The organism is Caloramator sp. ALD01, assembly GCF_000472625.1.
In the GTDB taxonomy this organism is placed as follows: Bacteria; Bacillota; Clostridia; order Clostridiales; family Caloramatoraceae; genus Thermobrachium; species Thermobrachium proteoclasticum.
This window is the reverse complement of sequence record NZ_AXAA01000029.1, coordinates 1-25,630: the sequence shown is the minus strand read 5'-3', so window position 1 is coordinate 25,630 and position 25,630 is coordinate 1. Positions and strand designations below refer to the sequence as shown.

Genomic DNA, 25,630 nt, shown 5'->3' with positions numbered 1-25,630 from the left:
AACTGCATCATAGGCTTTTCTTCCTCTGTTTTCACTATATTTTTCTTTTACGATATCATATACAAAAGAAAAATCAATAATTGAATCTATTTTAACAAGAAGATGATCTTTAGGTACTAATTTTTCATATATCATATTTGTCATAATATCAATTTGTTGATTGTTCTTATTAAACATAAAAGACCTCCGAAAAAATATTTATGCATATTTATTATACCATAATATTTTTTCGGAGCTCTTGGTGGCACTTTTATCTTGCTAATTCATATATGGCATTTGCATAAATCTTTGCACAGGCTATTAGGTCGTCTATAGATATGTATTCATTTGCCTGGTGTACCACATCCTCACACCCAGGGAAAAGTGGTCCAAAGGCAACTGTGTTTGCCATCTCCTTTGCATATGTTCCGCCACCTATTGCAATAGGCTCACATCTTTGTCCCACATAATCCTCATATACCTTCATGAGCTTCTTTATAAGCTCGTGCTCCTTTGAAAAATATAGCGGTGCCTGATGCTCAAAATTTTCAACCCTAATTCCGTATTCCTTTATCCTCTCGTTAAATGGATTCATCATATCCTCAAGCCTGTATGTAACTGGATATCTTAAATTAAGTCCAACCCTTACTCCCTTTTCATTTAAATCAATTGTTCCAAGATTAAATGACAGCTTTCCTGAAGGCTCATCCTCTAAATAAACCCCAAAACTTCTTCCATCTGTTTCAAAACCAACATACTTATTTAAAAAGCTAATAAAATCCTTTACATCACTATCATCTAAATTCAATTTTCCTAATAGACTCATCATCTTCATAATAGCATTTTCCCCAAGCTGAGGTGTACTTCCGTGTGCAGATACACCATAGACCTTTATAACTATGCCTTTTGCATCTACTTCAAATTCAATCTTGTCCTCTGTCTCCTCCATATGTTTAAAAATAATGGACTTAATATATTCTACATCCCCAACAAGCTTTGCCTCACAATAGTCTGGTACCATATTCACCCTCTGTCCGCCCTTTACATACTCTATCTTTATATTTTTAGGCTCCCTATTAAAATCCTTCACAATATCAAAAACTGTTAGCCCCTTCTCACCAAAAATAAGAGGGAATTCAGCATCTGGTGTAAATCCTAAAACAGGAGGCTTTTCAAACCTATTGTAATACTCGATATCCTTTGAGCCTGTCTCTTCATTTGTTCCAAATATTATCCTAACTCTTCTATCAAGCTTTAATCCTAACTCCTTTATCGCATATAGCCCATAAAGTGCAGCAATAATTGGTCCCTTATCATCCATAGTTCCTCTTGCATATATCTTACCATCGTGTATCTCTGCTCCATAAGGTGGATACTTCCATCCATCCCCTTCTGGTACCACATCAAGATGTCCAAGAACCGCAACATAGTCCTCCCCTACACCATATTCTGCATACCCAACATACCCATCAAGATTTACTGTCTTAAACCCAAGCCTCTTTGATAACTCTAATGCATAGTTTAGAGCCTCATCAACGCCTTCCCCAAAGGGCTTCCACTCCTTCGCTTCTCCCTCAACACTTCTTATTCTGCAAATCTCCTGCGTACTCTTTACAATCTCATCCTTAAGCTCGTCAATTTTACTAAAAAGCTTCTCCATAATGGCACCTCCTATATAAGTGCCACCCAGGTGAAATGTGACATTTCCCATATTTTAGTCACAACACACAGGGTGGCTTATAATCTTTTTATTTACGTCTCTTTTTTATCATTTTAACTGCATCCTGAAGCTCTTCCATTTTTAATAAATATGCACAGGCAACATAGACTATTACACCAAGTCCAATAGATACTCCAACATTAATTAACTGTGCAAGCTTTGATGCATTACCTAAAACCTTATCAATACCAAAGCTTGTCAAATAAACAACTATACCCATTGCTACAGAAGAAATAATTGACTTTGATAGAGATACTAAAACCTCTCTTGTTTTAAGTCCATTTACCTTCTTACCAAGAATTCTATATAAAACTATCATTTGAAGAACTGCAGCAAGTGAATTTGAAAGTGCAATTCCTCCTATCGCAAGGCTACTAAACTTTACAAATAGTAAATTTAAAGTAATATTGAATAAAACTATACCTGCACCAATCTTAACAGGTGTTTTTGTATCCTGCATTGAATAAAATGATCTTATTAATACTGGAATTGCACATTGTCCTAAAATACCTATCGCATAGAAAACAAGTGCAAAAGCTGTAACCAAAACGTCCTGTTCAGTAAACTTTCCTGTCTTAAATAGAAGTCTTACTATCGGCTTATTCAAAACCATAAGACCAACAGATGCAGGAATTGTAATAAATATCAAAGTTCTTAAGCCCTGTGATATAACTGCCTTATATTCATCATACTCTTTTCTTGCAATATGGGCATTTAATATTGGAAACACGGCTGTTGAAACACTGGCACCAAATATACCAACTGGAAGCATCATTATTCTCTGTGCATATCTTAAACCTGTTATACTTCCTTGGTCTAAGATAGATGCTATATTTTGATTTACAACAAGATTTATTCTTGTAATAGCAAGCCCTAATATTGCAGGCCCCATAAGCCTAATCATTCTCTTATAACTTTCATTTTGAGTATTAAGTTCAAGCCTAAATCTCTTTCCTACTTTAATAAAATTAGGTATTTGAACACCAAAATTTAAAAACGCCCCAAATATAACACCAGCTGCAAGCCCAAATATTCCAAACTTGCCACCAAGAATTATAGCCCCAAGTATTATACCAACATTATACATAACAGGGCCAAGAGCCGGTGCCGTAAATATCTTATATGAATTTAATACACCCATTGAAAGCCCTGCACAAACAGCAAAGCTAACCGAAACTGTCATAAATCGAGTAAGTTTTACTGTCAGTGCATAGGTTGCAGGATCCTTTGCATTTCCAATTGCTACAAGTGGAATTAGATATTTCGCAAAAGCATAATATAAAATATTAAATATTACAATAAATATTAGGGCAACTGTTATAAACGTATTTGCCGCCTTCCAAGCCCCCTCCTCATCATCCTTTGCAAGGTGCTGGTTAAACACAGGCATAAAACCAGAACTTAAAGCCCCCACAACCAAAAGGTCATACATTACATCAGGAATTGTAAAGGCCGCAAAAAAGGCATCTGTAACAGAATTTCTACCAAACACCTTTGCAATAGTCATTTCTTTAATGAACCCCAGTATTCTAGATATTAAATTAATAATCATTAATAAGATAGTTGTTTTTTTAATATTATTTGTTTTTGACATTTTTGCCCCTCTTTCTAATCATTAGTATTTTATTTACATATATAATCTTGTCAACAAAACCTATGATTACTTATAAATATATAACATAATTTCTAACAGATATTAATTGTTCTATAATAATTCATATGTTATTTTTTCTCTCTATCAAATACTGGTAATAAAATACTTAAAAACATTATTGCAAGAATTACAGCATTATCAATTATATAAAAAGGGTTATTAGTTTTATTTATACTAATTATTGGAATTAAACTTATTGTAAATCCCAGGGTTTGAATACCAGTATGTCCAAACTTAATATCTGGATATCTAAAACTATAAATAAGAATACTCAAACATGAACCTAAAATAGTTATTGAAAAAATAAGAGTAATATAGTCATTAAATAAAATCGACACTGAAAATAGAATTAAAGTTATAAAAATACTGATTCCATAAATAATGTTCTCCATATTTTTTTTGAATTCTATAATATAAAGTATACTAATAACCCATAATACTGTAAGTAAAACACCATAGTAATCAATATTTAAAATTGCATTTTCAATTAAATGTGTAACTCCTATTTTTTTGATCCTAATATCAAATAATAGCAAAGTAAGGACCACTGAAAATTGAATAAGTAATTTTGTTATAAACCTTAATTTTTTAACATCATCAATAATTCCCATAACCAAAATAATAGTAGTTCCTAAAACAATTCCATATACATATTTATCTACCTTATTCGTAAATAATAATATAATCAGAAAGTTTGTATAAACTGACATCCCTACCATTCCTTGCTTTAGAATTTGAACTATTTGCATTTCATCAGAAAAGTTTTTAAAACTTAAATAATTGATAATTCTTTTAACAATAAACAAAAAAAGCAAATTGAATATAAAAGAAAAAATAAATATATTAAAATAAAGCATTATTTCACCTCTTTAAGCCATATCCATCTTTAAAAATACAATTAGATAGGGCTAAAATTAAAAATGAAAAAATGCCAGCAGATGCACTAAATAATACATGTCCTGCTAAAAATGATGAACCAAAACCAATAAATAATGAGACAAACATACTAATATACAATAAATCTTTCCTATAAGCAAAAGAACTTAAAATAAACAACACGCCATTTTTAATTATTGAATACATCATAATTATAAATCCTACAATTCCATAAAATAACCATACATCAACAAAGTCCATTTCAATGTTTTCCATTTTTGAAGATCTACTCAAACCAAACAATTTTCTTAAAATATTTGTATTTTTATACTCATCAAATGCACTATTAAATTTATCATTTCTTGAATTTAAAACATAAGAATACATTTCGTTATTTGTTCTTTCTTTAATAGCTTCCTGTCTTTCAATTGTACTTCCAATAATATTAGTATTTTTGTAAAATTTAACTGCTTGTGAAAACAAAACAAATACTACAACAGATAATAACATTATAGTTATAAAACGTTTTAAAAGATTAATATTTTTAATTAAAAACGTAAATGAAATAAACACTAAAAAGGAAAATAAAATTGAAAGTAATGCAACCCTTGTACCAATAACTGTTAATGCCAACATTATTATTAAATTATAAATAACCAAATCTTTTTTATAATTATTATCACTAAGTATTAAATATAAACTTAATGGATATACAACTGCTACTATTGCTGTTAAATCATTTCCAGCATAGAAAAAACCCTTGCTTAAATTACTATAGGAATATGTTTTATATCCAACACCAAAGATAAACGACATAACTACTATAATTGAATAAATAAAAGCAGATAACGTTAAATAATAAATAAATTTATTTATTTCTGCCCTTCGTAAATTTTTAAATACTTCTAATCCAATTAGCAAAATAGAAATATTATATAAAAATTTCAAATAATATTGAATTTCTTTAAATAAATTGATGTTAATTCCACTAAAATGTTGTACCACTATTGTTATCATAAAAGTGAGCATAAGTATAATATAATATGAAATATTTATTTTATTTTTATATATATAATAAATCATATATAGTAAAAACAAATTTCTAACTATTATCCCTGGTGTAAATCTCGGATCTAAATTAAACGTTTTTAAATACACACCCGTTAATAAATCTAACATAGGATTAAGTAACACTGCTATAAGAAATATTCTTAACATTTTATCTTTATTTGTATTGAACATCTGTCTACCTCCACCCTGCCAAATATTAGTCTCTACCAAATATATCTCTAGTGTAAACTTTTTGTCTTACATCGTATATTTCTTCATTAACTCTATTTGCCACAATAACATCTGACATTTCTTTAAATTTATTTAAATCTCTAACTAATCTTGAATCTAAGAATATATCTTGTTTTATAGAAGGTTCATAAATAATAACGTCAATTCCTTTTTCTCTAATTAACTTTATAATGTCTTGAATCGCAGACTGCCTTATATTATCTGAATTTGTTTTCATTGTAAGCCTATAAATTCCAACTACTTTAGGATTATTTTTTATTATCATATTGGCGATATGTTCTTTTCTTGTCTTATTAGCATTTACAATAGCTTTTATTAAATCGTTTGGCACATCAGTATAATTTGCCAATAGCTGTTTTGTATCCTTTGGTAAACAATAACCACCATATCCAAATGATGGATTATTATAATGATTACCTATTCTTGGGTCAAGGCAAACCCCTTCTATAATTTGTTTTGAATTTAACCCCTTTAACTCTGCAAAAGTATCTAATTCATTAAAAAACGCTACCCTCATTGCTAAATATGTATTTGCAAATAATTTTATTGCCTCGGCTTCAGTAGAATCAGTTAGCAATATAGGTACATCTTTTTTTTCTGCTCCTTCTAACAATAAATTAGCAAATTTTTGTGCTCTCTCTGACTGTTCTCCAACAACTATTCGTGATGGATATAAATTATCATATAATGCCTTTCCTTCTCTTAAAAATTCTGGAGAGAAAATAATATTGTCAATTTTATATTTTTCTCTCATCTTATTAGTAAAACCTACTGGGATTGTAGATTTTATTATCATTAAAGCATTTCTATTTACCTCAAGAACTGATTCAATTGTACTCTCAACAGAATCTGTATTAAAATAATTTTTATCTGGATCATAGTCAGTTGGAGTTGCTATTATAATTATTTCAGCCTCTTTTAATGCTTGATACTTATGAGTAGTAGCTTTTAGATTTAGAGTTTTATTTTTCAAAAAGAATTCTATTTCCTTATCTATAATTGGTGATATTCTATTATTTATTAAATCAACCTTTTCTTCATTAATATCAAGTAAAACAACATCATTTTTTTGAGATAGTAAAACAGCTAATGACAATCCAACATACCCTGCTCCAACAACAGTAATCTTCATATTTAATCACCTCTATAATCATATTTCTCTTATATAATTTAACTAAATTTATTAAATAGAATCAATATAATCAGAAATAAAATCAATTATTACTTGCGTTTTTGAAACATATTTACTTGGTTCAAATTCATTTATTTTATCCACTGCATCTTCTAATTCTTCATAATCATATGCTGATAATATTAAGTTCTGTTCTTTTAATAAATTTACAATTTCTATTTGATGATCATTATTGTGTTCCCCATATTTTTCTAATCTTGGAACACCTATTACTTTTTTACCCTTTTTTACACCTAACATTAATGAACCAGTTCCACCATGGCTAATAATAAAATTTGATTCATCATAATATCTCTCAATTTCTTCATTATTCATAAAATCTATTATCTTAAAATTTTTAGTATTATATTTAGTAAAACCGGCTTGTACAACTACTTCTTCATTTATCTTACCACTTTCTATCAACTTATCAATGTATTCTAATAGTCTATTAAAAGGCATATCAAAAGTACCTAACGTTACAAAAATCATATTAATATATTCCTCCTCCTAAGTATTTAGCTTTAGGATAAAATTTTAATAGTTCAGGCCATTGAACAATAAATAAATCTGCAATTGGATATATTATTTTCCCAGATAAATTTGGTGTTTTTACTTTAGCAAAGCTTTCAATATATATAACTTTTTTGCCAAATAATTTAGCAATATAGCACATAGGTACAGCTGTGTGTGCACCTGTAGTAATTACTACATCTGGCTTTTCTCTTAAAAAAATACGCATAGACTTGAATATATTCTTTAACATTATAAAGATATATTTAAGCCCATTATTTCTACCACCTGGTAATAAAAAACTAACTTTGTATTTTTCTTTTAATTTTTCATTGTAAGGTAATGCCTCAGTTACTAAATGATACTCATATTTATCAAATAAAGGTTTTAAATTTAACAATTGTGCTAAATGTCCTCCACTTGAAGATATTAATAATACTTTCTTTTTTTTCATAATACTACTCCTTTGCTATCTTATCTATTTCGTTTACAAAAGACTTAATTACCAAATTTGAATCATATTCCATTGCAGTTTTATATGCATTCTCTATTATCCTCTTTTTTTCTTCTTCAGATAAATTTATATAATTCTCGATGATATTAACAAAATTACTTACATCATCAACATTGGCTAAATACCCATTTATACCATTCTTAATATATGTTTGTATTCCTCCTATTTTAGACCCTACAACAGGAGTTTTACAAGACATTGCTTCTAAACCAACAAGCCCAAGACTTTCCTCTAATCTTGTAGGAAATACAAAAATATCAAATAAGTTAAAATAGTAACTAATCTCTTTTTGGGACAGTCCACCTAAATACTCTATATTATTTTCTAAACCATAATCTTTAATCATTTGTATGCATTTATTTTTATCTTTTCCTTCTCCTATAATAATACCTTTAACAAATAAATCTGTATGTTTTTGCTGTAATTCCTTAATTATTTTTATAAATATATCCCACCCTTTGCCATACTCTATTCTAGATACATATCCTAATACTAAATTTTCTTGTTTACTTTTTTTATTAACCGTACTTATTGGTTTGAATACTGTCATATCTATTCCACCAGATGGATAAACTACTATTTTGTCATCAGTAATTTTAAATTTATTTTTAACAACATCCTTAAAATATTCTGATGGTACAACTATTTTATCACATATTCTAACTAATGGATAACTAAATATTGATAATATCTTAGCTATTTTACCTCTTATAATAACATCCGAACCATGAACATTTAGTATTAAAGGTTTTCTTGTTATAATTTTTAAAATTATAACAGGCAGAGCACTATGACTTATAAAGTGGACATATATCAAATCAAATAAATCCTTATTAAAAATCCCCTTTAAGATGTTCATATAAAAATTAAAATATGTTTTTGCTTTTTTAATTGATTTTTGATTTGGTTCAGTAATCACTGCTTTCATTGTAAATTTATATCCGTTATCTTGTAAAACGTTTTCAGTGTTTTTTACAAATATTCCGAAATATGGATGTTCATTATCTGGATACATATTTGAAATTAAAAAGAACCTTCGTTTTAAAGTATGTGTATTCAATCAAATCACCTTTCCAGTAAACCTAATTTTTCATAAAATTAATTAATACCTATAGCAAAATTCATTTAACTTATCCTCTATTAATCTAATTTCATCACTAAATTCAATATTTTTTTCCCATAGCTTTGTATTTTTAATTGATATATTAGGATTAAAATACTGCTGTTTTTTAGTGTGTTTTGAAGAATCAATGCCAGCAAATTTTAATACCTCATTTATTGTTTTATCATAATTATATATAAAATCTTCGAATTTTACTCTTAAAACTCTATCATCGTCTTTTTCATATTTTAAATGTTCTCTTAATAGCCTATACCATTTTATGTAAACATTAACATCTTCAGTAGGTATCCATCCTTCTCGCCAATACTTTTTATTTAAAATATATAAATCTCTCGGATCTCTATCAACAACTATACACTTTAAATTATTAAAATAGTTCAAATACCTTTCTGTGTTATTAGGTGGTATAAGCTGATCTAATACTAAATATTCAAATTCATTATTTACATCTAATTCATAAAACAACTTTTCAAAATATTTTCTTGTATTTTCAATAAATCTATCACGTGCACAGGAATAATACATTTTTGACCTTTTATAATAAACCACAAACTCATAATCGTGCTTTTTGCCAAATAAACTGTTTTTAATTCTTTGTATTTTTCCTGGTATTCCATATCTAATTTTTCTCTCTATTTTTCCATATCTTAAAGGCTGTTGTAACCAAAATCCATCCCATTCTACATCAATTAGACTATTTATGTACTCATTTGTAATTTCTTTGAATTTATTATTAAAAAATCTTTCATAATTAGGTGCAATATTGTTTGTTAATTTTTTAAATCTATAAATAGCTTCATCAACTTTTAATCTATGCATATCATCTACTATATAATGTTGCAAATCCGAAATTCCGTCTACATCGTGAGCTATTGAAAATTCAAAATCTCCCATAGACTTAACATTTTCAAATTCTTTAAACAAATCCGAAACAGCAGAAGAACCGGTACCCCCATAACTTGCACAGGTAATAATTTTTTTTAAATTATGCAAGCAAAACACCTCCAAATTAGTTCACTCATTAATATTATTTGCTATTTTAAAGAAACTTTTATAATAATTAATTTTATATATGTCTTCATACCTTCTAAACTATTTATAAATGCCAAAGATTCAATCGTCTTTTTATTTTCTATGTACATTTTTTTTAGTTCATTTCTCATTTCTTTGTATTTTAAATTCTCATAAATTTTTTTTATTATTAATCTTGGAATTAAAAAATGTTCGATTATAAATATTGATTTCTGTGCAACCTTCTCATTTAATTTTTCCTTATTAGTATCAAACCAATTTAAAAGGTTTCGCCAAGTTTCTAAACCATTTAAATTTAATTGTGAAATATTATTTTTTGTTAAAGAATTTTCTCTAATTCTATATAAAACTAAGTATTCTTTAACACAGCATACTTTCGCAACACTTGTAACTTTAATAAAAAATTCTGCATCCTCAGCCCATTTAGCCTTTGGCGTAAAAAATATATTGTTGTCAATTAATATACTTTTTTTTACAATCCATGTACTTGTCTGTCCCCAAGTTTTAAATTTTAGATAATCAAATAAAATATTACCTTCTCTCCATTTCCATTTTTGTTTTACTTTTTCTCCTTTATCTGAATACCAATTAGTATATCCACAGTAACAAGCATCCATCTTAGTCGTAATAATTCTATTAATTTGCTTTTCAATTTTTTCTTTTTCCCAAACATCATCTGAATCAAGAAATGCAATATATTCACCATTTGATTCTAAAATTCCACGATTTCTTGAAACAGACACACCAGCGTTTTCTTGTCTTATATATTTTATATTACTAAAGTCTTTACTTATACTCTCAACAACTTGCTTTGTATTATCAGTACTACCATCATCTACTATTATAATTTCAATATTTTTATATGTTTGATTTAAAACAGACTCTACAGTTTCTTTAATATAATTACCACAATTAAATGCAGGTATAACAACTGAAACTAATGGTTGCAAAATATTCACCATCCTTAAGCTATACTAATTCATTAATAAAATTTTTTAATTCATTCGATATTTTTTCTGGGAGAAAATCTTTTATACGCTCTTTACTTTTTCTTGAATAATGCTCATAAACGTTATTGTCTTTTAACATCGTTGCGATTTTTTCAGCCATCATTTCTTCATTGCCAACTTCACAAATCAAACCATATGTATTATTCTTAAGTATTTCTTCTACTCCAGGTAAACTATTCGTTGCAACAATTGGTAAGCCAAAACTCATTGCTTCCAATATAACAGTTGGTAATCCCTCTGCAGGACTTGAATGAACAAATAATTTAGCAGCAGCATAAAAATTATAAACATCTAATCTGCTTCCAACAAAAAATACTACATCATCTAAATTCAATTCACTAACAAGTTTTTCAACACTAATTCTTTCTTCACCATCACCAACAAAAACCAACTTATTATTAATTCCATATTTATCTCTTAAAATTTTAATTGCTCTAACAACAGTTTTTTGATCCTTCTGTTTACTAAATCTGCCAACCATCAAAATAAATTCACCATATTTTTCTTTTAATTCATTTACAAATTCCCAATCAACTTTTTTGTTAGAAATCGATACAGGGTTATATATTTTTTTAATATTTGTACCATCAAGAATTCTATTACCATAAAGAGCTGCCTGCTGCATCCAATCAGATAATGTTACCAAGTTTTTAATTTTAGAGTATAATGTAGCATACCCATGAGATAATAATAAATATTCAGCTAGTGCTCCATGAAGCCAACAAATCTTATAATTAGATTTTATAAAATTATTTGCTACAAATGTTAAGTCATTATAATGACCTGAGAAAGCAATTACAATATCATATTTATCTTTTCTTTTTATAAAAAAGAGCTTTTTAAAAAACAAATAAACTACTAATGCTATATTTATTAATGGATATGCATATTTCCCCCACCACCATCTTTTTGCTCCATAGCTATAAGTTTCGGGGCATTCTTTTCTTGATAATTTATAGTTAATTATTTTACACCCATCTGGTAACTCTTTTAACATCTCATTTTGATTTGGTGCAAGATTATAAACGTCTATATCATATCCCATATCCCTAAATATTTTTATATAATCAATTCCAACTCTTTCTATACCACCAAATCCTAATCCATCAAATACAAATGCTACTTTCACATTTATCCCTCTCTTATGTTCATTTTTAGCGGCCATTTTCCACAAATACGATTTTATCACATTATAAAACAAACTACAAATAACTTAGAAGCAGAAATTAAAATTTTAAAAAATTATTAAATTTTACACTTTAATTATCGATTTGAAAGCAAATAAAAAGCTATTGGTTATATTAACCAACAGCACATAACTTGATTATTTCTTTATAAATTTTTTCTTTATTTTAATTATAATTTCATCTACCTCAGGTATTCTTAAAAATATAATAACTAAACCGTATATTATAATAGCAATAAAAATGCTAATTATTAATGCTTTGTTGTTTGTTAAATACCCTTTCAAAAATTCAAAACAAATCTTTGATACAATTCCCATTACTAATGAAGCTATTAATATCTTAACAAATGTTAATAGCATATCTCGCAGCCCAATTTTACCAATTTTCTTTCTAATACTAATAAATAAAAGAAAAGTACAAAACAACATTGAGATACTTGTTGCAAAAGCTATTCCAGATATACCCATATACTTACTTAATATGAAATCAAGTATTATGTTTAAAATAATAGCTATTACAGCATTTACAGTTGGCGTTTTAGTGTCCTTCATTGAATAAAAAACTCTCGTAAGAATATCTCTTTGTCCGTAGGCTATCATCCCAATTGAATAAAAAAGTAGTGATTGCGAAGTCATAATTAAAGCCTTTTCATCAAAGGCTCCTCTACCAAAAAGCATTTTTACAATTGGTTTTGAAAATACCATTGCACCTACTGTTGCTGGTATTATTAAAAGAGTCATTAAATTTATCGATTCACTTATTGAACTTTTTAAACCATTGATATCATTTTCTGAGACTTTAAGTGACAATATTGGATATATAACTGTTGATATCGATGTTACTACTATATTTATTACAAATAAATTTAATTTATTAGCGTAATTTAAAGCTGAAATTCCTCCTTCTACAACAGCAGAAGCAATTGTTCTATCAACTAAAACACTAATTTGTCCAACCGATGCACCTAAAATAGCAGGTAGCGTAACTAAAAACATACTTTTTAAATGTTCATCTTTTAAATTTAAATTTTTGCTGAATTTATATCCACATTTTTTTACATACGGTAACAAAAATAACAACTGAACTAAATAAGAAATAATTATTCCTATGCCAAGAAAAATATTATTAATCTTTGCTGCAAGAACAATGGAAATTATTACTGCTATACTTGAAGGTATGCCTAACAATGCAGGTATTGCAAAATTATTATTTACTTGTAAATATGCAGCAAGGACAAATACTGTACCTGTAAAATAAACAGCAAAAATACTTATTCTCGTAAACGTTATAGCTAATTTTAAAGTTTCACCAACAAAACCTGAAGCAAAAATTTTAACTATTGGTTCCGTAAATGTAAAACTTATTATCACAATAATAGTGCTTATTAAAAGCAAAAAATTAATTAAATTATTAGTAAATAAATTTGCCTCATCTGTACCCTTATTTCGTTTTATATCGCTATACATTGGTATAAAGCCAGTATTTAAAGCAATACCAATGAAACTAAAAATAACTGTTGGGATTGTAATCGCAACTAAATATGCATCGCTGACATTGTTAGCACCGATAAAATATGATAAACACACTTCTCTTAGAAAGCCTAATACTTTTGCCAAAACTGTAAGTATCATTAGTAAAAACGCTGTTTTTTTCATCTTACACCCCTGCTTTCAACCTCAGATCTTAAGGCTAATTTGAGTTTATTCAAATCATCCAAACTATCAATTTCATACCAATCACTACCATCTATTTTTTTAATATATACATCTAAGTTTTTAATATTATTTTTGACTATATTATCCCAGTACAAATTATGCCAATCTTCACTTTTCACTAAGGCTTCTTCAATCTTTTTAATGAGATACTCACCATCCTTATTAGACCAATAGGATACCCCAGACATTATATATCCTTCTCCACTTGAAATTTTAATATCATTAACTTTATTATTTTCATCAAAAATTAGCATCCATTCTTCACTATCAACCTTCTTTTTACCCGCAAAATATGTTGAATTTGCTAATTTTTTTTCTAAAAAATTTCTACTTAAATAAGTATCCGCATCTATAACATAAGAATTAGGCAAATATTCTCTAACCAAATACATAGTGTATATATTATTATAAATATTATATTTATCATTATAAACCAATTTAACATTATATTTTTGTTTCAAATAATTAAATTTTTCATTTAAATACCCTGTAACCACAATGATCTCATTTATATCTATTTCATTTAAAAATTCAATTTGTCTTTCAATTAAAGGTTTACCATTAATTTGTATTAAAGATTTCGGTGTTTCATAAGTAATTGGTCTTAACCTTGTTCCCATTCCTGCAGCTAAAAGAATCGCTCTCATTTTCTCCTCCTATTAATTTGTTTTAATAGATTTTTTCTCAGTTAATTTATCACCTATTATAACTAAACTTGTTCCACAAAACACTATAATACATCCTATTAAGACGTTTAGTGAAATTTTTTGTGAAAATGGTGGTAACATTTGTATTATAGGTATCCATAAAACATAAGTTATATTAAGAATCATTGCTGGTGCTACACTAATGTACTTTATTGATACATACCATAATATATAAGATGCACCACCTATAAAAGATCCTAATATAAATACAGGCCAAATAAGTGATCTTTGAATAAATGCAAATGTATCTGAGAAATTAATGCCTCTATAAAACTCCCATACATAAGAAAATTCACCACTTGCAAATACAAAAACTATTAAGCAAGTTAACAATATAAAAATTGAATACAAATGTCTTATTGTAATTGTAACTATAGGATTTACATCATCCTTTATTAACATATATCCAAAAATAGCCTCCAATCCCCAACCAAATGCAGGTATTAATGCTAAAAGATAAACTATAATACTTGCATATTGAATTTGATAAGTCGTAATAACACCTATTACAGCAATAATACCTCCGATAATCTTTGCCTTTGGTAATCTTTCTTTAAAAACTAAAAATGATGCTATTGCTCCTACAACTGGATAAAGAGAAGATAATGCCCCCGCAATAGGAGCTGAAATTGCACTTGCGATTGCATAAGGTATTAATCCAAAAGGCCCTGCTAATATTGCAGCTGGTATTATACCAAAACCTTTTTTTGAAAAAAAGACACTTTTAAATTCATTCATTAAATTTTTTTTACTTAAAACAATTAATTCAAATACAACATTGAAAAATAAATCAACAATAGAAATAAGTAATGTTGTAATTAAAATTAATAATATTCCTTTAGCACTTACTAAATCTCCCTTAGCATTACCATACAGGTTTAATACTGTATATAATATTACAGTATATAGTGCCCACGTTAATCCTGATAATAAACCTATTAAATTTCCCTTTTTACTCATTTTTTCAACTCCTTATTAAAGATTAGTATTATTTAATTCCTTTAAATTTCTCCTACATCTTAAATATCTATTAATACCATAATCACCATAATTTTCACCTTTTGCCTCTTTAATTACAGTCCATATGCTCCATAAAAAATCTTGGCATATTTTATGAATAAGTAATCTAATTTTTTCATTATTTGTAGCTTCTCTTCCAAAATATAACTTCAAAAGAAGTTCCTCTTGTTCTTCATTTAATCCATTCTCTAAAGAAAAAGCCGCTAAATCCCACATATTATCGTTCAAACCGCTATATTCCCAATCAATTAAATACATTCTACCATTTTTATCTTTTATAAAATTTTCTGCAACAGTATCATTATGTGAAGGAACAAGTTTAAAACCATTGTCATACAAGAGTTTCTTTAATCTTACTACGTCCTCTTTTACAATGTTATATTCATCATAGAATTTAGCTCCTGATTTTAAAGCTAAATGTTCATACATTTCTATTTTTGAAAAAACATCAAATTCGTTCTTCATAGGTATATTGCTATTATGCAATTTGTGTAGAATATTGGCTACTTTTTCAATATTTTTTTAGATTTAGCTGTGTCAGGATTTAAAGTTTCTGCTCCATCTATCATTTTAGAAATTTTTATACCATTATCTTCATTAAAATATATAATTTCTGCATCTAGACCATAATCAGCAGCCAGCTTTGAATTAATCATTTCATAATGTCTATCTATCATTTCTTCAGTTCCAATTCCTGCAATTCTTAATATATATTCTTTATCCTTAACTACAACTTTATAATTTTTATTAGTCATTCCTCCAATTTGAACAATCTCCTTTATATTCTCCTCTTCAATATTTAAAGCCAATTTTACTTGTCTTTTTATCTTTTCTATTTCAAAATTGACTTCTCTCCTTTTAATTATTGGATAAATATATTCCTTTACCCTCTCATATTGTTGTTCATTATCAATTTCTCCCCAAATTAAGTCATTTATTTTTAAATAACCAACTTTGTAATTTCTAGCAACATCTAAAAGCGTATATTCATAATTCATATATTGATTTTCATTATTTGAAAACTCTTTTAACATTAATTCAAATAACTTATAGGAAATTTTACTAACACCTATCATTTCTCCATCTATTCTATTAAATTGATGAATATCTTTAGATATTTTATATAAAGAACCATCTCTAATTTCTACAAAAGCCTCATCCCCTGAACCACTTTCTGTTGTCAACACAATGCAATCTCTGTTCTCATTGTTTATTAATATTTCGATTAATCTATTTTCAAAAATCAAATCATTTTCTATTAATATAAAATCATCCGTTATATATTTTTTTGCTAATTCTAATGAATACATACTTCCAGTCCACTTATATTCAGGATTATTAACACAATATATATCAACATTTTGTTTAGCATAAGCTTCATAATATTCTTTTTGATACCCAGTAACTATAACGATTTTCTCTATTTTATTTTTTCTTAATTGTTTTACTATCCTATCTATAATTTTAAAATTTTCAATTTCTAAAAAACCTGGTGGTCTATCAAAAAACTTATTATATCCAGCCCCTAATATAACAGCTTGTTTGATATCTTTTTTTGTACCTTTATGTAAATTTAACCTTTTTTCCTTTTGCTCTTTTATCATACTCTCCAAAAAATATAAACCATAGTTTGTTAATTCATACTGAACTTTATTTCCTTCTGTTGATATACATATTAATTCATTATCTTTTAATTCTTTAATTAATGAATTTACTTTTCCCAATGATATATTTAACTCTTCAGCTATTTTTCTTTGAGTTATATTATTATTATCATTGATTAATTTTAATAATTCAACTTTCACAATTATTCCCCCTAAAAAAATGGTGATGTTCATAATATGAACATCACCATTATAACAAAATAAACAATTATTGTAAACAATTAATTTTTTATCAATTTACTAAAGATCCTAAATTATATTACTTAACCACAACTCTACAAGTCCTCTTATATCCGCCATCATTAGTCCTTACAGTTATTAACGCTGTTCCTCTTCCAACTGCAATAACATTTCCATTAGAATCTACTTTTGCAACCCTTAAATTACTTGATGTCCATTCTACTTTTTTATTTGTTGCATTAGTTGGAAGCACAGTTGCAACTAATTTGTATTTACTTCCCTTCTTTAATGTTAAAGAAGTTCTATTCAAATTAACTCCATTCACCTTTATAGGTTGTTTAACAGTTACTGTACATCTTGCAGTATATCCACCATCTTCTGTTTTTACTATTATATCTGCAGTTCCTGCTCCTACTGCTGTTACCCTTCCATACTTATCAACTACTGCAACTTTTGAGTTGCTACTACTCCAAGTTACTCCCTTATTTTTTGCATCCCTTGGTGTTATAGTTGCTGTTAAATTGAAGTTTTCTCCTTTATACACTGTTTTATTTGTTATATTTAATTTAACTCCGGTAACCTTAATTTCTGAATTTGTCATAAATTGAGCTTCTGCCAAAACACCGTCATATGAATAATAGTATGGTGTAACATATATTGTATAAAATGTTGAGCCCTTTAAACCTGTAATTGATGTATTTAATACACCATTATTTGTGTAGCTATCAGTATTTGCTAAAACTTCATATGTCTTTTCCAACTCCCAATTTAAATTGTAAGCCTCTATTTTAAACTTCGTAGCAAGATGATTTTTATCACTTATAATATTAAAATTAGCACCATCAGCAAATGTTGTTATATTTTCTATACTTGGTCTTAACTGTATTCTATCCTCAAATGTTAAAGAAGTTGTACTTACTTCAATTGTTTTTTTAATAAACAAATCGTTTTCACTACTTCCGCCCTCAAAGTATATTTTATAATTTTTATTTGGAAGCAGATTATCTAATTTAATTGGATAATCCTTTATATTGGTGCCACTAATGTTTAAATTAATTTGATTTACTATTTCATTAGTTTCAGCATCATAAGCATATATTTTAGTATAATCTAAACTTTTAGTACCTTCATAATATGCCATTAAATCAATGCTTTTATAATTAGTATTATTAACTAACAAATCAAATTTAGGTAGTTGTATAACGTTTTTATCTTCATCAGTTTGTTTATATGATAAAGTCCATCCAAATGTATAATTAGATAATGTACTGAAAAAATCTGCATCACCATAAGCACTAAACATATTTACATCATTATAATCGGATATTATGTGACTTTCCGAAGGAAAATCTTGTATAAATTCTGATAAATCAATCACTTTATCCCATTGTCCTGTTTCATTATTATACTTAGGCAAAGGGTTAACAGTAGGATCCATAGGTATCCATCCAATATTTGGATAATACACCTCAACCCAAGCATGATAAGTATATGTCACATCATTTGGAGTACCATCTTTAGGCAAACCTCCATAATATCTAAAACCAATAACCATTCTTGCAGGTATCTTCTGAACTCTCAAAAGAGCAATTAAAAGTTCTGAATAATCTTCACATACACCTTTTAAATTATCAATTGCTGATTGTGCTCCTCTATTTCCATAAGCATAGTTATACTCCATTGAAAATTGAACCCATTCATATGCCTTTAAAATTTTATCATATACATTTTTTTCAGAGTCCAGCAATTCATGGCTTTTATCAATAATTGGTTGATAGCTCGTTTCAATTTTAGGTTCTTCGCTAATATATCTTTGATATTCACTAAAATTTGAATAATCAGGATTTATCTTTAGAACATTAATATCATAAAAATGTGGTGATGCAATTTCAATTTTTTGAACAATAGATAGTCGATATTTCTGGTTTGCTTGAATAACTGGAATTTTTACTCGTAAATTTCTATCACCAGTTTCCTCATCAACAAATATATAGTAATCCTGTATATCCTTATTAGCTAAATATACCTCTAATTCAAATTGATAAATTGAATTTATTTCATTTCCTATATCCACAATAACATTTACATTTTGAATTTGTTTATCAGATGTATTATAAAATTCTACATATGTCTCTAAATATCTTTCTTGTCTATTTCTAAGTTCATAATATGGATTAGATAATAACTTATGGTATTTTTCTATTCTATAACTTGAATATTCTACAGGAGTGAATTTCTTTCTGTTTTTTAATTCATTTTCAAGTTCACTTTTATCCTTTGTCTCTAAAATTCTAATTTCACTATTTGATGACGGCTGTTTTTTAACTGTAAGAACTTTTACAGTTTGGTCTGTGCTGTTATCTATAACATTTGCCAAAACACCATTAAAATTAACAAACAAAAGAATAAAAACAATAAAAATTGATACTATTCTCCTTTTATTTACCATTTTATTTCCTCCATCCACTCAAAAATAAAAAACCATCCCTAATTACATAAATCAACATTATTCCCTTCACCCCATCTCCACTCCTTAAATTTAATTTTATATACATATATTACCATAAGACAATATATAATAGAACAATTATTTCGTAGTTTTAAAAATTTTTCTTTTCCCTTTTAAACCTTTATTAGTTCAAAAATAATAAATAAGCAAAGCATAAAAAAGCTTTGCTTATTTATTTATCTAATTATTTTAACTTGTTATTTATTTTATTTATTGTCTGAGGTCCTACCATTCCATCTACCTTTAATCCATTTGCTCTTTGGAAGGCATTTACTGCATCCCTTGTTGCTGTTCCATAATATGTTGTTGTTGTTAATTTGAAATATCCAAGTCTCTTTAACGCCTCCTGCAGCATCTTTACATCTTCTCCTGTAGTTCCTAACTTCAGAGGCCTTTTGTATGTTAGCTGTAAACTTTTGTTTATAGGAGTTTGAATATTCATACTACCTCTACTTACATTTGAGGATTGACTACTTCTTTGCAACATACTATTTATTTTATTTATTGTCTGAGGTCCTACCATTCCATCTACCTTTAATCCATTTACCCTTTGAAAAGCCTTTACCGAATCCCTTGTTGCTATTCCATAATATGTTGTTGTTGTTGATTTATAATATCCAAGTCTCTTTAACGCCTCCTGCAGCATCTTTACATCTTCTCCTGTAGTTCCTAACTTCAGAGGCCTTTTATATACTAATACTAATGGTTCCCTCTCAACAGTAAACTTTATCTCTTTTTCATCATCAAAATCATTTCTGCTTGTTTTATCCTTAACCCTAACCTTCAATACATATTCACCTATTACAGTCGGTGTAAATGAAAAAGTTTTACTTTCTTGATTTCTACTACTTAACACTTTTCCATCCTTTAATACTTCAAAATAATATATTTTCCCCTTTGAAGTACCATTAACAGCATCTACATTAAATGTAGCCGTTTTGTTTTCATATATTTTTTGTACTGTAGATGATATGCTATTTATCTTTGGTACATCATACACCTTAAAATTAATAGAAGTATTAATACTTGACTCTTCCTCTATATCCTTTTGTTTTATATCGATCAATACTTTATAGTTTCCAACAGTTTTTGGTGTAAAGGTAAATACTTCACTATCTGAGTCTTCAAATTTAGCTATCTCTTCTGTATTGTTTTGAATTATATATGAATACTTGTTGTTTGTATTATAGGTATTTACCTTTATATTTACAGGTTGTCCAACTAAAACTTCACTGTAATCAATCTCTACAGATTTTAAAACAGCATCCATATTCACTATATTTGTTTTTGGATAATAGAAGGCTAATATGTCTCTATAACTCTGTCCTGCATTTGCTCTGTTTATTGCTCCATATTGGCTCATTCCTACTCCATGGCCATATCCCTTACCCGAAAACTTATATATGTCATTCTCTTGATCATAACTAATATAGTATAATGAACTCAACAATGGGCTATCCACTGTTTTACCGTCAACTTTTTTATTTAAAAAGCTTCTTGATGTAGTCTTGTCCAACTTTTTTGTATATACAACTCTAAAATCTACTACATTACCATTGCTATCCTTAATTATATCTATTCTATCAAATTTATCATTTGATTTGAGAACACCTTTATTTCTTAATATAGAATCAATTTCTGATGCCTTTAATTTTTTTGTACTGTTTTTGTATATAAAATTATACACGTCCTCATTATTTTGTTTTTCAATATTTATATCAACTAAATCATCTGATGTATCTTGCAATCCACTATCTTTTAATACCACATAGCATTCTAAAACCAATGCTTTTATTCTTTCACTTTCAAATCTTTCTACTAATTCGTTTTCTATGAATATTTTGTTAAATTTATGATTCTGCAACAATAGACCATTTGATAACATCCTCTGTTCAATATCATCACTTTTAAATGTTTTAACCCAAGTAAATTTTTTTAAATTTGTAGCAACATTAGGATCATCAAACTCATCATACCTTGATAACAGATATGGCAAATCACTTGTCCATACATTCACACTCTTTTCAGTGTACCCTCCATTACTTGCAGAAAAATATGTGCTAACTAAGCTTCCGTTATATGTTATAACCTCTCCCTTTGTTTCTCTTATTGCCTTTTCAATATTTTCCTTATGGGGAAGTTCATATTTACCTAATGGAAGTCCCCTATATACCTGAGAAGACTCGCTGTCATATAAATCAAAACTGCTTTTAGGTTTAATATTATTTAAAGCATATGTTCTTGCTGCTACTGCCTGTGCCTTATAAGCCTCAAGCGGAACTCCAAAACCAATTTCATAAGGTACAACACCAACAAGATATTTTTCTATTTCTATTTTATTTATAGGAACGATGTTTGTCCCACTTATAAAAAATCTAAAATCTCCTAAATATGTTCTTGTAGCTATACTGCATATAGTTACACTTGATTCTTCTAAAATAGGCTCAAGTTCAACTATGCTTGTACTATTTTGATATATAAACTTATATTTATTGTCCTTATCATCCTTTAAATACTTACTATATGCTATTTTACCATTTTGCAGTTCTAACTTTATCTGTGAATTCTGTGGCAGTATCTCTTTAAATACTTCTACTTCCTGACCAGCAGAATCTACGTTCTTTAGCTTTAATACATAATCTCCATTTAATGTTAGCTGCATCTGATTAGACTTCATAGTGTCTAAATATACTCTAAGTTTTGTGTAATAAAGTTCTGGAGATACTGCAGCAAAGACTAAAGCATTGTTTAATAAAAAAGTAAGTAAAATAAAAATAGAAATTAATTTTTTTTGCATTTATCAACCCCCCTTTAAAGCTATTCTACATTATAAAGGTTAAAAATTCAACAAAATTTAGCCAATTTATATTTGTTTTTATCTACTTAACAAAAATTTTGTACTTATTTATCACATATAAAAAGTATGGCATATTTTTGCCATACTTTAAACTATTAATTATTATATATAAATTGTCTTAGTTTGTTTTTATTTTCCTCAATATTAGGAACAAGAACTGCCATACCTCTGATTTTTTGACTTTTAAAGGTACCATCTACCGGCAATCTATACTCCTCAATTGAATCTACCTTAAATCCGTAAATTTCCTTAGCAAGGGAAATTATTTGTGTATTAGACATACTCGTCTGTACATTGGGAAGCAATGTTTCTATGGTGCTTACAACTTGGTTTAAACTCAAACTACTTAGGTTTTTAAAAACTTCATTTATAACTCTTCTCTGTCTCTCTGTTCTTTCATAGTCTCCATGGCCATAATAACGTAATCTCGAATAAGCCAATGCTTGTTCACCATTTAATATTTGTAATCCCTCATTTAAACCTAATGCCTTTGCTTCATAGGATTTAATTTCTATCTGAACACCACCTAATTTATCTATTACATCCTTTAACCCCCAAAAATTAATTGTAACAAAATCCCTAATATCTAATCCAAAATTTGAATTGATTGTTTTTATAGCAAGAGCAGGTCCTCCATATGCATAAGCATGATTTAATCTATCCCCTCCGCGTCCTGGTATATCAACGTACATATCTCTCATTAATGATGTCATCTTTAGTTTTTTATTCTTTTTATCTATAGTTAGTACAATCATACTATCAGATCTACTTCTTTCCTTTACACTTCTTGCATCAAGGCCAAACAAAGCTATATTTATTATTTCATTTTCATTAATCTTATCCTCTGTTTTTATTCCAAGCTCCTCATCACTTTTTGGTAGTTCTACCCTATCCATCTTATTCATTTTACTCTGAATATAATACATACCCATAGATACACCAAAAGTTATTATAATTACTACCCCCATCACTATTTTCCATATCTTTTTCATAACCTTACCTCCATTAACTTATGTATATTTATATATCTATAAGATTGTAGTTATATATTTAATACCATCATATTTTAAAATTTTATCACATATATTTAAAAATTCAAAGTAGAAATTTGTAAAAATAATTACAAGTATATCAATATCTGGTTGGTTTGATAGGTAATCATTTTTTTAACATATTTTTTCTCAACTTTTCAACTGCCCTCTCCTTCAATCTTACAATTGAGTTGTAATGGCACCTTTTTTTCCTTGCAATCTCAACCATACTCTTCCCATTAAAATAATACTCCTCTATTATCTCCCTCTGCTTCTTATTTAAACAGTTTAATGCTCTATATAACTTTTTTATATCCTCCTCTTTAACATATTCCTCCTCAAGGCATATATCATCTGGTATTAAATCATATAAGCACCCACCATCCTCAAGCTCTTCATCTAAACTTATATTTTCCCTTATCTTCTTTGAAAAGGCCTTTACAGAATAAAAAACCGCACACTTTATATAGGCATTAAAATCTCCCTTCTTTTCGTCATATCCTCTTAAAACTTTAATGATAGATAGTGCCGCCTCCTGGTATGCATCCCCATAGTAATTTTTATCGTGTATATACATCCTTATAGCCCTCTTTATAAGCGGTTCATACTTTTTAATTAAAATATACTCATCCATATTTACCCCTCCAAAATTATTTCCGGCCGGTTGAGTATATGGTAAAATACATAATATTTATTTTCCAAAACGTAAAGAGCAAAAAAACAAAAATTATTACACAAAAAACGAGCGTAATAACTGCAAAATATGCATTATTACGCTCATTTTTTTGTTTATTGTTATCTAAATATATAGCATTTGTAATTGTAATATATATTGACTATCAATTATAAGTTAAAATCACTTCACAATCCTAAAGCCTTAACTATTTAACATACACTTTACAGCTCCTCTTATATCCCCCATCCTTTGTGCTTACAGTTACTACTGCAGTTCCTTTATCTACCGCATAAACTTTACCATAGGCATCAACCTTTACTACTTTTGAATTACTTGTTGTCCATACCACATTTTTATTTGTTGCATTGCTTGGAAGAACTGTTGCAATTAATTTATACCCACTTCCTCTTTTTAATGTTAAAGTTGATTTATTTAATTTAACGCCCTGTACTTTTATAGGTGACTTAACAGTTACTGTACATTTTGCTGTAAAACCACCATCTTCAGTTTTTGCTGTTATCACTGCTGTACCTGTTCCTACTGTCGCAACCTTTCCATATTTATCAACTACTGCAACCTTTGTGTTGCTGCTACTCCATATTACTCCTTTATTTGTTGCATTGCTTGGTGCTACTGTTGCATATAAATTAAAACCTTCACCTTTATATACCGTCTTATTCGTCATATTTAATTTTATTCCTGTAACTTTAACATCAGATTTTGTGGTAAACTGTGTTTGTGCATATAAACCAACATAAGAATAGTAATATGGTATAACCTTTAAGGTATAACTTGTTGAACTTCTAAGCCCTGTTATTATTTCATCTAATATACCAACATTGATATAGCTTAAATTGATCGTAGATACATCATATGTTTTTTCCTTAACACCTGTTTGATTATTAGGCTCTTTGTCAATTGTTGGGGCGGGTATTCAATTAGAATGCCTGTCCTTTCTTGTTTGAGAGTGATTTTATAAAGATAGGTTGGATGGGGGAGAGTCCCCTGCAAAAAATTGCAGGACAAAAAGACCAACGGGAGTTGGTTTTCTAAAATTTGGTATTATAATTTACTTTAATTACAGCAATGAAGAATTCTATTTCTAAACCTATCAAAGTTTTTAAAGCCGAAGGCATTTCTTTTAATAACTTTAATTTTGTTATTAAAGCCTTCAGTACAAGCATTTGTAT

At 28.0% G+C, this 25,630-nt stretch carries 20 protein-coding genes and 2 pseudogenes; all 22 read right to left on the bottom strand.

All coding sequences use genetic code 11. The features are described from left to right. Window positions 1-177 (bottom strand): annotated as a pseudogene (locus A3M9_RS14915) (IS5/IS1182 family transposase); the annotation flags it as partial. A gap of 73 nt (window positions 178-250) precedes the next feature. Further along, window positions 251-1,639 (bottom strand): dipeptidase PepV, encoded by a 1,389-nt coding sequence (pepV, locus tag A3M9_RS0110035; protein WP_027309105.1) that lies wholly within the window; start codon window positions 1,637-1,639, stop codon window positions 251-253. Window positions 1,640-1,727: 88 nt separating this feature from the next. Next, on the bottom strand, window positions 1,728-3,293 hold the full coding sequence (gene murJ / locus A3M9_RS0110030; protein ID WP_027309104.1) for a murein biosynthesis integral membrane protein MurJ: 1,566 nt from the start codon (window positions 3,291-3,293) through the stop codon (window positions 1,728-1,730). 128 nt (window positions 3,294-3,421) lie between these two features. Next, entirely contained in the window at window positions 3,422-4,063 is a 642-nt protein-coding gene (locus tag A3M9_RS0110025; RefSeq protein ID WP_159431463.1) for a hypothetical protein, read from the bottom strand. A 151-nt stretch (window positions 4,064-4,214) separates the two neighbouring features. Next, window positions 4,215-5,471 (bottom strand): O-antigen ligase family protein, encoded by a 1,257-nt coding sequence (locus tag A3M9_RS0110020; RefSeq protein WP_027309102.1) that lies wholly within the window; start codon window positions 5,469-5,471, stop codon window positions 4,215-4,217. A 25-nt stretch (window positions 5,472-5,496) separates the two neighbouring features. Further along, window positions 5,497-6,663, bottom strand: coding sequence for a nucleotide sugar dehydrogenase (locus A3M9_RS0110015; protein WP_027309101.1), 1,167 nt, complete (start codon window positions 6,661-6,663; stop codon window positions 5,497-5,499). A gap of 51 nt (window positions 6,664-6,714) precedes the next feature. Continuing rightward, entirely contained in the window at window positions 6,715-7,194 is a 480-nt protein-coding gene (gene pssE, locus A3M9_RS0110010; protein ID WP_027309100.1) for a PssE/Cps14G family polysaccharide biosynthesis glycosyltransferase, read from the bottom strand. A gap of 1 nt (window position 7,195) precedes the next feature. After that, complete coding sequence (gene pssD / locus A3M9_RS0110005) at window positions 7,196-7,669, bottom strand: PssD/Cps14F family polysaccharide biosynthesis glycosyltransferase (protein ID WP_035166361.1); 474 nt, start codon at window positions 7,667-7,669, stop codon at window positions 7,196-7,198. A gap of 4 nt (window positions 7,670-7,673) precedes the next feature. Further along, window positions 7,674-8,789 (bottom strand): glycosyltransferase family 4 protein, encoded by a 1,116-nt coding sequence (locus A3M9_RS0110000; protein ID WP_027309098.1) that lies wholly within the window; start codon window positions 8,787-8,789, stop codon window positions 7,674-7,676. Window positions 8,790-8,831: 42 nt separating this feature from the next. Next, a complete protein-coding gene (locus A3M9_RS0109995) occupies window positions 8,832-9,845 on the bottom strand; it encodes a sulfotransferase (RefSeq protein ID WP_051350699.1) in 1,014 nt (337 codons plus the stop codon). A 41-nt stretch (window positions 9,846-9,886) separates the two neighbouring features. Further along, window positions 9,887-10,834 carry a glycosyltransferase family 2 protein gene (locus A3M9_RS13720; RefSeq protein ID WP_051350698.1) on the bottom strand — a complete coding sequence of 316 codons (948 nt, stop codon included), beginning with the start codon at window positions 10,832-10,834 and terminating at the stop codon, window positions 9,887-9,889. A gap of 19 nt (window positions 10,835-10,853) precedes the next feature. Beyond that, complete coding sequence (locus A3M9_RS0109985; RefSeq protein WP_027309096.1) at window positions 10,854-12,023, bottom strand: glycosyltransferase; 1,170 nt, start codon at window positions 12,021-12,023, stop codon at window positions 10,854-10,856. A gap of 195 nt (window positions 12,024-12,218) precedes the next feature. After that, window positions 12,219-13,736 carry a murein biosynthesis integral membrane protein MurJ gene (gene murJ, locus A3M9_RS0109980; RefSeq protein WP_027309095.1) on the bottom strand — a complete coding sequence of 506 codons (1,518 nt, stop codon included), beginning with the start codon at window positions 13,734-13,736 and terminating at the stop codon, window positions 12,219-12,221. Then, the gene (locus tag A3M9_RS0109975) at window positions 13,733-14,443 is read right to left on the bottom strand and encodes a CTP--phosphocholine cytidylyltransferase (RefSeq protein WP_027309094.1); all 711 of its coding nucleotides are present in this window, start codon (window positions 14,441-14,443) and stop codon (window positions 13,733-13,735) included. The genes murJ (A3M9_RS0109980) and A3M9_RS0109975 overlap by 4 nt, the downstream gene beginning before the upstream one ends. A gap of 12 nt (window positions 14,444-14,455) precedes the next feature. Then, window positions 14,456-15,463: a hypothetical protein gene (locus A3M9_RS0109970; RefSeq protein WP_027309093.1), complete on the bottom strand. Its 1,008-nt coding sequence runs from the start codon at window positions 15,461-15,463 to the stop codon at window positions 14,456-14,458. A gap of 15 nt (window positions 15,464-15,478) precedes the next feature. After that, window positions 15,479-17,361, bottom strand: a pseudogene (locus A3M9_RS13715) (phosphotransferase). Between the two features lie 85 nt (window positions 17,362-17,446). Then, window positions 17,447-19,816, bottom strand: coding sequence for an Ig-like domain-containing protein (locus A3M9_RS14270; protein WP_051350697.1), 2,370 nt, complete (start codon window positions 19,814-19,816; stop codon window positions 17,447-17,449). Window positions 19,817-20,060: 244 nt separating this feature from the next. Next, window positions 20,061-22,673 (bottom strand): SpoIID/LytB domain-containing protein, encoded by a 2,613-nt coding sequence (locus tag A3M9_RS14265; protein WP_027309092.1) that lies wholly within the window; start codon window positions 22,671-22,673, stop codon window positions 20,061-20,063. Window positions 22,674-22,828: 155 nt separating this feature from the next. Continuing rightward, window positions 22,829-23,725, bottom strand: coding sequence for an LCP family protein (locus tag A3M9_RS0109945; RefSeq protein ID WP_027309091.1), 897 nt, complete (start codon window positions 23,723-23,725; stop codon window positions 22,829-22,831). A gap of 166 nt (window positions 23,726-23,891) precedes the next feature. Then, window positions 23,892-24,398 carry an RNA polymerase sigma factor gene (locus A3M9_RS14260; RefSeq protein WP_027309090.1) on the bottom strand — a complete coding sequence of 169 codons (507 nt, stop codon included), beginning with the start codon at window positions 24,396-24,398 and terminating at the stop codon, window positions 23,892-23,894. 247 nt (window positions 24,399-24,645) lie between these two features. After that, the gene (locus A3M9_RS13695) at window positions 24,646-25,137 is read right to left on the bottom strand and encodes an Ig-like domain-containing protein (RefSeq protein ID WP_256379684.1); all 492 of its coding nucleotides are present in this window, start codon (window positions 25,135-25,137) and stop codon (window positions 24,646-24,648) included. A gap of 377 nt (window positions 25,138-25,514) precedes the next feature. Beyond that, window positions 25,515-25,630 (bottom strand): transposase (locus tag A3M9_RS14470; RefSeq protein WP_198011961.1); only part of this gene is annotated, 116 nt, incomplete at its 5' end.